The 12,296-nt window shown below is 71.4% G+C and carries 11 protein-coding genes; 5 read left to right on the top strand and 6 right to left on the bottom strand.

What is annotated here, in order from left to right:
• Genes J3486_RS03505 through J3486_RS03485 form a run of 5 tightly spaced genes read left to right on the top strand, consistent with a single transcriptional unit; the run spans position 1 to position 6,099 of the window.
• Complete coding sequence (locus J3486_RS03505) at positions 1-837, top strand: carbohydrate ABC transporter permease (protein ID WP_207818411.1); 837 nt, start codon at positions 1-3, stop codon at positions 835-837.
• Positions 838-844: 7 nt separating this feature from the next.
• On the top strand, positions 845-1,924 hold the full coding sequence (locus tag J3486_RS03500) for a glycosidase (RefSeq protein WP_207818410.1): 1,080 nt from the start codon (positions 845-847) through the stop codon (positions 1,922-1,924).
• Entirely contained in the window at positions 1,921-3,141 is a 1,221-nt protein-coding gene (locus J3486_RS03495; RefSeq protein ID WP_207818409.1) for a Gfo/Idh/MocA family protein, read from the top strand. Before J3486_RS03500 ends, J3486_RS03495 begins: the two co-directional genes overlap by 4 nt.
• Positions 3,138-4,748: a glycoside hydrolase family 13 protein gene (locus J3486_RS03490; RefSeq protein WP_207818408.1), complete on the top strand. Its 1,611-nt coding sequence runs from the start codon at positions 3,138-3,140 to the stop codon at positions 4,746-4,748. The genes J3486_RS03495 and J3486_RS03490 overlap by 4 nt, the downstream gene beginning before the upstream one ends.
• Positions 4,732-6,099 carry a phosphomannomutase/phosphoglucomutase gene (locus tag J3486_RS03485; RefSeq protein WP_207818407.1) on the top strand — a complete coding sequence of 456 codons (1,368 nt, stop codon included), beginning with the start codon at positions 4,732-4,734 and terminating at the stop codon, positions 6,097-6,099. Before J3486_RS03490 ends, J3486_RS03485 begins: the two co-directional genes overlap by 17 nt.
• Positions 6,100-6,111: 12 nt before the next feature.
• On the opposite strand, the gene J3486_RS03480 is transcribed toward J3486_RS03485, so the two are convergent.
• From J3486_RS03480 to J3486_RS03455, 6 genes are read right to left on the bottom strand one after another with little or no spacing between them, the layout of a single operon-like run.
• On the bottom strand, positions 6,112-7,146 hold the full coding sequence (locus tag J3486_RS03480) for a LacI family DNA-binding transcriptional regulator (RefSeq protein WP_207818406.1): 1,035 nt from the start codon (positions 7,144-7,146) through the stop codon (positions 6,112-6,114).
• On the bottom strand, positions 7,139-7,459 hold the full coding sequence (locus tag J3486_RS03475) for an L-rhamnose mutarotase (RefSeq protein ID WP_207818405.1): 321 nt from the start codon (positions 7,457-7,459) through the stop codon (positions 7,139-7,141). Before J3486_RS03475 ends, J3486_RS03480 begins: the two co-directional genes overlap by 8 nt.
• A gap of 17 nt (positions 7,460-7,476) precedes the next feature.
• Positions 7,477-8,571, bottom strand: coding sequence for a rhamnose ABC transporter substrate-binding protein (gene rhaS, locus J3486_RS03470; protein ID WP_207818404.1), 1,095 nt, complete (start codon positions 8,569-8,571; stop codon positions 7,477-7,479).
• A gap of 49 nt (positions 8,572-8,620) precedes the next feature.
• Positions 8,621-9,616 carry an ABC transporter permease gene (locus J3486_RS03465; RefSeq protein WP_207818403.1) on the bottom strand — a complete coding sequence of 332 codons (996 nt, stop codon included), beginning with the start codon at positions 9,614-9,616 and terminating at the stop codon, positions 8,621-8,623.
• A complete protein-coding gene (locus J3486_RS03460) occupies positions 9,609-10,664 on the bottom strand; it encodes an ABC transporter permease (protein ID WP_207818402.1) in 1,056 nt (351 codons plus the stop codon). The genes J3486_RS03465 and J3486_RS03460 overlap by 8 nt, the downstream gene beginning before the upstream one ends.
• Positions 10,661-12,187 carry a sugar ABC transporter ATP-binding protein gene (locus J3486_RS03455; RefSeq protein ID WP_207818401.1) on the bottom strand — a complete coding sequence of 509 codons (1,527 nt, stop codon included), beginning with the start codon at positions 12,185-12,187 and terminating at the stop codon, positions 10,661-10,663. Before J3486_RS03455 ends, J3486_RS03460 begins: the two co-directional genes overlap by 4 nt.
• Positions 12,188-12,296 lie beyond the last annotated feature (109 nt).

The raw sequence follows: 12,296 nt of genomic DNA, 5'->3' as shown, positions 1-12,296 counted from the left end.
ATGCGCAACAGCCTTCGCGCCTCGAAGCCCGTGCGCTATGTGCTCCTGTCGCTCGGCGCCGTCGCCTTCCTCTTCCCCTTCTACTACATGGTCGTCGGCTCACTGCGCACGACGACGGTCGGCGACCTGTCGGCGGCCGTCCCTTCGGGCCTGACCGGCGCCAACTACTCGGCGATCAACGGCGCCATCTCGGTGGGCCGTTCGCTGCTCAACTCGGGCATCATGACGATCGGCGTGCTGGTGTGCACGCTCGTCTTCGGGGTGCTCGCCGGCTACGGGCTCGCGGTGCTGCGCTTCCGCGGCAAGGGCGCCGTGTTCGGGGCGCTGCTGCTGGTGCAGATGATCCCGTTCCAGCTGCTCACCCTGCCGCTGTACGTGCTTGTGGTCCGCGACTACGGGCTCGGCGACAACTACCTGGGCATGATCCTGCCGTTCGCGATCAACTCGACGGCCGTGTTCCTCTTCCGCCAGTTCTTCCTCCAGATGCCCGCTTCCCTCTTCGAGGCGGCCCGCATCGACGGGGCGAGCGAGCTGCGGATCCTGTGGAGGATCGCGCTGCCGATGGCGCGGCCCGCCGTCCTCACGGCACTGCTGCTGACGTTCATCGGGCCGTGGAACGAGTTCCTGTGGCCGTTCCTCGTCACGAAGAACGCCGACATGCAGCCCCTCGCCGTCTCCCTGGCGAGCTTCCTCTCCAACATGCAGGGCACGGTCGCCAACCCGGCGGGCGCCCTGCTGGCCGGCGCGGTCGTCCTCGCCGTCCCCGCGGTGGTGCTGTTCCTGCTGTTCCAGCGCCACTTCACCTCCACCGACATCGACTCCGCTACCAAGGGCTGAATCCTCCATGAGCACCACCACCGACACCACGGCCATCCCGTACCGCCTCGTGCGCAAGGGTGTCGTCATGTCCCCGCTGGCCGGCGAGGCGAACGAGACCGAGGGCGTCCTCAACCCGGCCTCCGGCCGCACCCCCGACGGCAGGCTGCACCTGCTGCCGCGGCTGGTCGCGGAGGGCAACGTCTCGCGGGTCGGCCTCGCCGAGGTCACCTTCGACGAGCAGGGTGTCCCGAACGGCGTCGAGCGCCGCGGTGTCGTCCTCGCCCCCGACGAGGGCTGGGAGCGCGGCAAGAACAACGCCGGTGTCGAGGACCCGCGCGTCACCTGGGTCCCGTCCCTCGGCCGGCACGTGATGTCGTACGTCGCCTACGGCCCGCTGGGCCCGAAGCCGGCGCTCGCCGTCTCCGAGAACCTGACGGACTGGACCCGGCTCGGCCCGATCCAGTTCCAGTACCAGGCCGACCTCGACACCGACCTCAATCTGTTCCCGAACAAGGACGTCGTCCACTTCCCCGAGCCGGTCCCGGGCCCGGACGGCGAGATGGCGTACGCGATGCTGCACCGCCCGATGTGGGACCTCGGCTGGTTCCGCGAGGGCGAGGGCGTGCACCTGCCCGCCGGTGTCACCGACGAGCGGCCCGGCATCTGGATCTCGTACGTGCCCGTCGCCGAGGTCGAGGCGGACATCCGCGCGCTGACCCGGCCGCGCGACCACCGCCTGGTGGCGCTCTCGGAGTACGAGTGGGAGTCGCTGAAGATCGGCGGCGGCCCGGCCCCGATCCGCGTCCCCGAGGGCTGGCTGCTGATCCACCACGGTGTCTGCGGTGCCATCGAGGACCCGTGGGCGCAGAACCAGAAGGTGTCGTACGCGGCCGGTGCCATGATCCTCGACCCGGCCGACCCGTCGAAGGTGCTGGCCCGCTCGGACGCCCCGCTGATGGCGCCGGAGACCGAGGAGGAGCTGTCGGGCACGGTCCCGAACGTCGTCTTCCCGACGGCGATCGAGGAGATCGACGGCGAGCTGTACGTGTTCTACGGCATGGCCGACGCGCACATCGGCGTCGCCGTCCTGGAGCGCACCGCGTGAGCGGCGGCGCCCGCGCTCCGCTCGGCATCGGCCTCGTCGGCTGCGGCGGCTTCGCCGAGTTCGTCCTCGACGCGGCGGTCGGCCTGCCGGGTCTGCGGCTTGCCGCGGTCGCCGATCCGTCGGCGGAGCGGGCGGCGCGGCTCGGCGAGCGGCACGGTGTCCCGGCCCTCGCGTCCCTGGAGGAGCTCCTCGAACGGGACGACGTGGAGGCCGTGCTGATCGCCACGCCACCCGCCACCCATGCCGCGATGGCCGTCGCCGCGCTGCGCGCCGGGCGCCATGTCTTCTGCGAGAAGCCCCTCGCGACCACGACCGAGGACGCGGCCCGGGTGGCCGCGGAGGCGCGCCGCGCCGGCCGCGTCCTGGTGGTGGACCATGTGCTGCGCTACAACCCGCTGCTGCGGGCCGTGCAGCGGCTGACCGAGCGGGGCCTGCTCGCGCCCGCGCGCCGGTTCCTGTTCGAGAACGACGCCTCCGACCAGGACCTGGGCCCCGATCACTGGTTCTGGGACCCGGCGCACAGCGGCGGCATCTTCGTCGAGCACGGCGTGCACTTCTTCGACGCGGCGCGGGCGCTGCTGGGTTCGGACCCGGTGAGCGTGCGGGCCACCGCCGTGCGCCGCCCGGACGGTCCCGTCGACATGGTCAGCGCGGACGTCGTGCACCCGGGTGGGGTGCTCGCCTCGCACCTGCACTCGTTCACGCACGCGCACCGCGCCGAGCGGCAGCTGATGCGCCTGGACCACGGGTTCGCGGAGACACGGATCAGCGGCTGGATCCCGGTGCGGGCCGAGATCTCCGCGTGGACGGACGAGGAAGGCGCCCGGGAGTGGGAGCGACTGCCGCAGCTGGTCGACGACCTGCTCGCCGTGGAGGGCTTTCTGCCGCACGGCGAGGAGTGGATCACCGTCCGTGTCGAGCGGGACGCCGGCTCGTCGGCCCGGGCCCGCGGCCGCGGCGAGGAGCGGTCCGTGCCGCACCGCGTGCACGCCGTCCTCGACCTCGGCGGTGAGCCGCGCAAGCCGTACGTGTACGCGCGCAGCGTGCGCGCCGCCCTGACAGATCTGGTGCGGGCCGTGCGCGAGGGCGTGGTCCCCCAGGCGGACGCCGTCAGCGGGCTCACCGCGGTCGCGGTCGCCGAGGCCGCGACGGTCGCGGCCGACACCGGTGTCGCACAGCCCGTGCCGCACCCCCTGATCGAGGAGACGTCCGTATGAGCTGGTGGCAGGACATGGTCTGCTACGAGGTCCATCCGCGCGCGTTCGCCGACTCGAACGGCGATGGCATCGGCGATCTGCCGGGGGTCACCGCCCACCTGGAGCACATCAGGGATCTCGGCGCGGACGCGGTGTGGATCACGCCGTTCTATCCGTCGCCGCTGGCCGACGGCGGCTACGACATCGCCGACCACACGGGGGTCGCCGAGGATCTGGGCACGAGTGCCGACATCGACGAACTGACGTCACGGGCGCACGAGTTGGGCCTGAAGCTCATCGTCGACCTGGTGCCGAACCACACCTCGGACCGGCACCCCTGGTTCCAGGAGGCGCTGGCGGCGGGGCCCGGTTCGGCGGAACGGGAGCGGTACCTGTTCCGTCCCGGCCGGGGCGCGGACGGTGAACTGCCGCCCAACGACTGGCAGTCGGCGTTCGGCGGACCCGCCTGGACCCGGGTGCCGGACGGCGCGTGGTACTGCCATCTGCACGCCGCCGAGCAGCCCGACCTGAACTGGCGCAACCCGAAGGTGCGGGACGCGTTCGCCGACGTCCTGCGGTACTGGCTCGACCGGGGCGTGGACGGGTTCCGGGTCGATGTGGCGCACGCCCTGTTCAAGGCGGAGGGCGAGCCCGATGCGGGCCCCGGCCAGCACGGCGACCCGTGGCGCAACCACCTCATGCCGTACTACGACCAGGAGGAGCTGCACCCGCTGTACCGCGACTGGCGGGCGCTCCTCGACACGCATCCCGCGCCGCCGGGCGCGGTCGAGCCCCGCGACCGGGTGATGGTCGCCGAGTCGGCCGTCTTCGACCTGGAGCGGCTGGCCCGCTACATCCGGCCCGACGAGATGCACCAGGCGTTCAACTTCGCTTTCCTGGAGGCGGGTTGGGACGCGGACGAGCTGCGCCGAGTGGTCGACGGTTCGTTCGCGGTGCCCGGTGCCGCGGTGACCTGGCTGGTGTCCAGCCATGACGCGGTGCGTCCCGTGACCCGGTACGGCTCGCTGCGGAGGGCGCGGGCGGCCGCGCTCCTGATGCTGGCGCTGCCCGGTTCCGCGTACCTCTACCAGGGCGAGGAGCTGGGCCTGCCGCAGGCTCACGTTCCCGACGACCGGATCCGCGACCCGCTGTGGGAGCGTTCGGGCCGCACCGAGCGCGGCCGGGACGGCGCCCGGGTGCCGCTCCCCTGGTCCGGCGCGCACGCACCGTACGGCTTCACCTCGGCGCCCGCCGACTGCACGTGGCTTCCGCAGCCCGACGACTGGGCCGCGCTGGCGGTCGCCGCGCAGGAGCGGGACCCCGGCTCGACGCTCGCCCTGTACCGCGAGGCGCTGCGGCTGCGCCGCGCCCATCGCGCACCGGATGCCGCGGCCCCGCCGCAATGGCTCTCGGCGCCCGGCGCCGACGTGCTCGCGTTCCGCCGCGGCGACCTGGTGTGCGCCGTGAACCTCGGCGACATGCCCGCACCCCTCAACTCCCTTACCCTGCCCGGACGCCCGGTGCTCGGCAGCGAGCCGTTCGACGGTGACACGCTGCCGCCCGACACCGCCCTGTGGCTGCTCGTTCCCTCTTCCCCCGAAGGATCTGACGATGACCTCCGCGACTGACCTCTCCGGACTCGTGAAGGCGTACGACGTGCGCGGTGTCGTCCCCGACCAGTGGGACGAGAAGCTGGCCGAGCTGTTCGGCGCCGCGTTCGTGCGGGTGACCGGCGCCGGCGCGATCGTGACGGGCCATGACATGCGGCCCTCCTCCCCGGTCCTGTCCGGCGCCTTCGCGCGCGGCGCGGCGGCCCTGGGCGCGGACGTCACCGAGATCGGCCTGTGCTCGACGGACCAGCTGTACTACGCGTCGGGCGCGCTGAACCTGCCCGGTGCGATGTTCACGGCGTCGCACAACCCGGCGCAGTACAACGGCATCAAGATGTGCCGGGCCGGGGCCGCGCCGGTCGGCCAGGACACCGGCCTGACCGAGATCCGCCGACTGGCCGAGGAGTGGAGCGAGTCGGGGGCGCCCGCGCCGGCCGCGAAGCCCGGCACGATCACCCGCCGCGAGACGCTGAAGGACTACGCCGCCCATCTTCTGGGCCTGGTCGACCTGACCTCGATCCGTCCGCTGAAGGTGGTCGTGGACGCGGGCAACGGCATGGGCGGGCACACCGTCCCGACGGTCTTCGAGGGCCTGCCGCTGACCCTCGTCCCGATGTACTTCGAGCTGGACGGCACGTTCCCGAACCACGAGGCGAACCCGCTGGACCCGGCGAACATCGTGGACCTCCAGGCCCGCGTGAGGGCCGAGGGCGCCGACCTGGGCCTGGCCTTCGACGGCGACGCCGACCGCTGCTTCGTCGTCGACGAGAACGGCGACCCGGTCTCCCCGTCCGCCATCACCGCCCTGGTCGCCGCCCGCGAACTGGCCCGGCATCCCGGCGCCACCGTCATCCACAATCTGATCACCTCGCGGACCGTGCCCGAGGTGATCGAGGAGCACGGCGGCACGCCCGTACGCACGCGGGTCGGCCACTCCTTCATCAAGGCCGAAATGGCCCGCACCGGCGCCGTGTTCGGCGGCGAGCACTCGGCGCACTACTACTTCAAGGATTTCTGGAACGCGGACACGGGCATGCTCGCCGCCCTGCACGTGCTGGCCGCGCTCGGCGGCCAGGACGGCCCGCTCTCCGCGCTGACCCGGAGCTTCGAGCGGTACGCCGCCTCCGGCGAGATCAACTCGACCGTCGCCGACCAGGCCGGCCGCACGGCGGCGGTCCGCGCGGCCTGGGAGTCGCGCCCGGACGTGCGGGTGGACGAGCTCGACGGACTGACCGTGGCGGGCGCCGACTGGTGGTTCAACCTCCGCCCCTCCAACACCGAGCCGTTGCTGCGGCTCAATGTGGAGGCGCGCACCCCCGAGGCGATGCGCGCCGTACGGGACGAGGTGCTGGCGACCGTCCGCGGCTGAACCGACGCCGGGTCAGCCTATGGCCCGACTCGATCCCCGCACCACCAACTCCGGCCGCAGCACCACGTGTTGATGGCGATGGGCGGCGGACCGCTCCCCCGTCTCCTGGAGCAGCAGCTCCGCCGCGATCGTGCCGAGGGTGTACGCGGGCTGCCGCACCGAGGTGAGCGGCACGGTGGCCGCCGCCGCGAACTCGATGTCGTCGTAGCCGACGATGGAGATGTCCTCGGGGACCCGTACCCCGGCCGCGTACAGGGCCTGGAGGACGCCGAGGGCGAGCAGGTCGTTGGCGCAGAAGACGGCCGTCGGGCGGGGGGTGAGACCGAGGAGGCGGGCGCCCGCGTCACGGCCCGCGCCCACGTCGAGGCGCTCGGTGGGCAGTGCGCGCAGCAGCGACTGCGGCAGCCCGGCATCGGCGAGCGCCTTCAGGGCGCCCTCCCTGCGGTCCTGCACCTGCTTGAGATGCGGGGGCCCGCTGACGAAGGCGAGGGAGCGGTGCCCGCCGACGAGGAGATGGCGCAGGGCGAGCGCCCCGCCGGACACGTCGTCGACGGCGACCGAGCACCCGTCCGCCTCCCCTCCGGCCCCGGCGACCCGGTCCACGACGACGTACGGGATGCCATGACGCCGGAAGTCGCTCAGGGTCGCTCCGCTCGGGTCCGCCGGGGTGATGAGGGCGCCGCGCACCCGCTGTTCGGCGAAGAGCGACAGGTACTCGGCCTCCTCCGCCGGGCTCTGGGCGCTGTTGCAGACCATGACGCCGAGTCCGGCGGCGCGGGCGGCCCGCTCGGCGCCCCGGGCGATGTCGACGAAGAACGGGTTGCCCATGTCCAGGACGAGGAGCGCCACGATCCGGCTGTGCCCGGCTCTCAGCTGCCTGGCGTACTCGCTGCGGACGTAGCCGAGCCGGGCGATGACCTGCTGGACGTGGCGGCGCGTCGCCTCGGAGACGCGCTGCGGCTGGTTGAGCACGTTCGAGACGGTGCCCACGGAGACCCCCGCGACGCGTGCCACGTCCTTGATGCCGACCGTCGCACGCTCAGGCAAGGTGGAAGACCTCGGTGAGCGGGCGCATCGCCGCGTCCGGGGCCTGTCCCTCCAACTCCTCGAAGAACTGCCCCATTTCGGCCTGCCATCTGGCGTTCACCTCGGTGGCGTCCATGGCGGCGCGGGCCTTGTCGAAGTCCTCCGTCTCCAGATAGCCGACGAGCAGGCCGTCCTCCCGCAGGAAGAGGGAGTAGTTGTGCCAGCCGGTCGCGGTCAGGGCGTCCCGCATCTCCTGCCACACGTGCGTGTGGCGGGCGCGGTACTCCTCGATCCGGTCGGCCCTGACCTTGAGCAGAAAACAGACGCGCTGCATGACTTCCGGGCCCCCACTCAGAACGTGAACCGGTCGATGTTCGACTTGTTGAAGACGGTCGGCTTGCCGAGCGTCACGACGCCGTCCTTGCCGATGGTGTACTCGCCCAGGTCACCGGCCTTGAACCGCTCGCCCTCCTTGCCGGTGATCTGCCCGGACTCCAGGGCGACGGCGGTGTGCGCGGCGAGCGCGCCCAGCTTGGCCGGGTCCCACAGTTCGAACGCCTCGACGGTGCCGTTCTTCACGTAGGCGCGCATGTCGTTGGGGGTGCCGAGGCCGGTCAGCTTGACCTTGCCCTTGTACTTGGAGCCCGACAGGTACTGGGCGGCGGCCTTGATGCCGACGGTGGTCGGGGAGATGATCCCCTTCAGGTTCGGGTGCTCCTGGAGCAGTCCCTGGGTCTGCTGGAACGACTTCTGGGCGTCGTCGTCGCCGTAGGCGGTCGCGACGAGCTTGATGTCCTTGTACGCGGGCTTCTTCAGTTCGTCCTTCATGTAGTCGATCCACGTGTTCTGGTTGGTGGCCGTCTGGGCCGCCGAGAGGATCGCTATCTCGCCCTTGCCGCCGATCTGCCGGGCGATCTCCTGGACCTGGGTGCGGCCGAGGTCCTCGGAGGAAGCCTGAGAGACGAACACGTTGCGGCAGTCGGCCTTGGTGTCGGAGTCGTAGGTGACGACGCTGACGCCGTTCTTCATGGCCTGCTTCAGGGCGGTGCACAGGGCGCCCGGGTCCTGCGCGGACACGGCGATGCCGTCGACCTGCTGCTGGGTGAGCGTGTTGACGTAGGACACCTGTCCCGAGGTGTCGGTGCCGCTGTTGGTCCCGACCTCCTTGTACGTCGATCCCAGCTGCTCCAGCGCCTTCTTGCCGCCGTTGTCGGAGGTCGTGAAGTACGGGTTGTTGACCTGCTTGGGCAGGAAGGCGACCGTGAGGCCCTTCTTGGTGGCGGCGTTCGGGTCGGCCTTGCCCGCGGCGTTGGACTTCGCCGCTTCCTTGTCCGTGTCGTTCTTGGTGGTGCCGCCGCAGGCGGTGGCCCCGACGACGAGGGCGGTGGTGACGGCGAGCGCGGCGGTGAACCGGCGGGTGCGGGCGGTCGGGCGAAGGGCACGCATGAGGAATCCTTACGGGACGAAGGAGTGTGGGGAGAGGGGAGTGTCCTGGTCAGGGGGTTGCTGGTGCCGTCGCGGTCTTCCTGCGGGCCCGGGCCTGGCCGAGCTGCCGGCCGAGGCGCGGCGCGAGCACGGAGACGACGAGGAGGACGCCGGTGACGACGATCTGGGACTGGGCGGAGACGTTCAGCAGGCTCATCACGTTCTGCAGCGTGCCGAGCAGGAAGACCCCGGCGATCGCCCCGCCGAGGGTGCCCTTGCCGCCGTCGAAGTCGATGCCGCCGAGCAGCACCGCCGCGATGACCGAGAGTTCGAGGCCGGTGGCGTTGTCGTAGCGGGCGCTGGCGTAGTGCAGCGCCCAGAAGACGCCGGTGAGCGCGGAGAGCAGGCCCGTCGTCACGAACATCGACAGCTTGAGCCGCTTGACGCGGATGCCGGAGAACCGGGCCGCCTCCTCGCCGGCGCCGATCGCGAAGAGCGAGCGGCCGAGGTGGGTGGCGTGCAGCACGACCACCGCGATGGCGAGCAGCACCACGAAGGGCAGGGCGGCGTACGGGACGAAGGACTCGCCGAAACGGCCCGCGCCGAAGTCCAGGTACTGCGAGGGGAAGTCGGTCACGGAGTCCGAGCCGAGGACGATCTGCGCGATGCCGCGGTAGGCGGCCATGGTGCCGATGGTGACGGCGAGCGAGGGCAGGCCGAGCCGGGTCACGAGCAGCCCGTTGACCAGCCCGCACACGAGGCCGAGGACGAGACAGAGCGGGATGATCGTCTCGATGGCCATGCCGTGGTTCCACAGGGCTCCCATCACGGCACCGGACAGGCCGGCCGTGGAACCCACCGACAGGTCGACCTCACCGGAGACGACGAGCATCGTCATCGGGAGGGCGATCAGCGCGATCGGGAGCGTGTTGCCGATGAGGAACGACAGGTTGAGCGCGTTGCCGAAGTTGTCGACGAACGAGAACGAGCAGAGCAGCAGCACGATCAGCAGCGCGCCGACGGCGGTGTCCCAACGAACCACGCCGGCACGGGAGTTCTTACGCATGGCGGGCGCTCCTCATCTGTGCGGCCTGCTTGCGCAGCACTGCGGCGACGCGCAGCGCCAGGATCCGGTCGACGGCGATGGCGAGCAGCAGCAGGATCCCGTTGATGGCGGTGACCCAGACGGAGCTGACGCCGATGGCGGGCAGCACGCTGTTGATGGAGGTCAGCAGGAGTGCGCCGAGGGCGGCGCCGTAGACGCTGCCGGAGCCGCCGGTGAAGGCGACACCGCCGACGACGACGGCGCTGACGACGGTGAGTTCGTAGCCGTTGCCGGTGGCGGAGTCGACGTTGCCGAAGCGGGCCAGGTAGAGGGCGCCCGCGAGTCCGGCGAGGGCGCCGCACAGCGCGTACGCGGTCATGGTGCGCTTGCGGACGGGGACACCGGCGAGGTTGGCGGCCTCGGGGCTGGAGCCGAGCGCGTACAGCTCGCGGCCGCTGCGGTAGCTGCGCAGGTAGTAGCCGACGCAGAGCAGCACGGCGGCGGCGAGGATCGCCAGGTAGGGCACGACCCACAGGCCGTCGTGGCCGAAGTCGACGAAGCCGTTCGGCAGGTCGGAGGCGACGATCTGCTCGGAGCCGACCCAGATGGAGTCGATGCCGCGGACGATGTAGAGCGTGCCGAGGGTGACGACGAGGGCGGGCACCTTGCCGAGGCTGACGAGCGCGCCGTTCAGGACGCCGAAGACGGCGCCGATGACGACCGCGTACAGCACGGCGACGAGTGAACTGCCGCCGCCCTGGAGGTAGTTCCCGGCGGCGAAGGCCGAGATGCCGAGGACGGAGCCGACCGACAGGTCGACGTTGCGGGTGATGACGACGACGGCCTGTCCGGTCGCCACGAGGACGAGGATGGTGGCGTTGAGCAGCAGGTCCTTGACGCCCTGCTCGGACAAGAACGCGGCGTTGTACACCTCGGTGGCGAGCAGCATCACGACGAGGACACCGGCGACGGCGAGCTCGCGGACCCTGAACACCTTGTCGAGCAGGCGGCGCCCCGCGGTGGGCGGCGGCGCGGCGCCCTCGCGCACCGGTTGAGCGGTGACGGTCATGCCGCCCTCCCCTGGGTCGTGCGTCCGGTGGCGGCGGCCATCACGGTCTCCTCGGTGGCCTCGGCGCGGGCGAGTTCGGCGGTCAGCCTGCCCTCGTGCATGACGAGGACGCGGTCGGCCATGCCGAGGATCTCCGGGAGATCGGAGGAGATCATCAGCACCGCGACCCCGTCGGCGGCGAGCGACGACAGCAGACGGTGCACCTCGGCCTTTGTGCCGACGTCGATGCCGCGGGTCGGTTCGTCGACGATGAGCACCTGCGGCCCGGTGGCAAGCCACTTGGCGAGGACGACCTTCTGCTGGTTGCCGCCGGACAGGGTGCCGACGACGTCGGCCAGGCGTGCGTACTTGACCTGCAGCTTCACCGACCAGTCCTGCGAGCGGCTGCGTTCGGCCCCGCGGTTCATCAGGCCGGCGCGGGACGTAGCGGCGAATCCGGTCAGGCCGATGTTCCGCTCGATGGACAGGTCCATCACCAGGCCCTGCGCGCGCCGGTCCTCGGGGACGAGGGCGAGCCCGGCGTGCATGGCGAGGCTCGGCGCGCCGGGCTTCAGTTTCCGGCCGAGCACCTCGACCTCACCACCGTCGAACCGGTCGACGCCGAAGATCGCGCGGGCGACCTCGCTGCGGCCGGCTCCGACGAGTCCGGCGAGGCCGACGATCTCACCGCGCCGCACCTCGAAGGAGACGTCGGTGAACACACCCTCGCGGGTCAACCGACGTACGCTCAGCGCGACTTCGCCGGGTTCGTTGTCCTGCTTGGGGTAGAGCTCGTCGAGGTCGCGGCCGACCATGCGGCGCACGAGGTCGTCCTCGGTGAGCCCGTCGAGGAGTTCACTGGCGACCAGGGCGCCGTCGCGCAACGTTGTCACCCGTTGGCACAGCTCGAAGATCTCCTCCAGGCGGTGCGAGATGAACAGCACGGCCGCGCCCTGTTCGCGCAGCGCCCGGACGACGCCGAAGAGGCGGGCCACCTCGCTGCCGGTCAGCGCCGCGGTGGGCTCGTCCATGATCAGGACGCGGGCCTCGAAGGAGAGCGCCTTGGCGATCTCGACGAGCTGCTGGTCGGCGATGGACAGGCCGCGGGCCGGCCGGTCCGGGTCGAGGTCGACGCCGAGCCGCTTGAACAGGGCGGCCGTCGCCGCCTTGACGGAACGGTGGTCGACACGGCCGAGGGACCGGCGCGGCTGGCGGCCCATGAAGATGTTCTCGGCGATCGACAGGTCGGGAAAGAGCGTCGGTTCCTGGTAGATGACGGCCACGCCCGCGTCGCGCGCGTCGGCGGGGCCGTGGAACTCCACCGGCGCGCCGTCGAGCAGCACCGTGCCGGAGTCCGCGCGGTGCACCCCGGCGAGGGTCTTGATCAGAGTCGACTTGCCCGCGCCGTTCTCCCCCGCGAGGGCGTGGGCCTCGCCCGCGTACAGCTGGAGCGACACCCCGCGCAGGGCGCGCACGGCACCGAAGGACTTGCTCACCCCCTCCAGAGCGAGCACCGGAGTCCGCTCCGGTTCAGGATGCGTCATTGCATGCCTCCATGAGTTGCCCGGGTGGATGGCTGATGTGAGTGGGCGGCTGATGTGAGTGGACGGCTGGGGTGAAATGTTTCAGTGAAGTTGCCCGGAAGCTAGTCGC

The sequence above is a fragment of the Streptomyces sp. VRA16 Mangrove soil genome, from assembly GCF_017377775.1.
Classification (GTDB): Bacteria; Actinomycetota; Actinomycetes; order Streptomycetales; family Streptomycetaceae; genus Streptomyces.
This window is presented reverse-complemented; position numbering and strand designations above follow the sequence as displayed.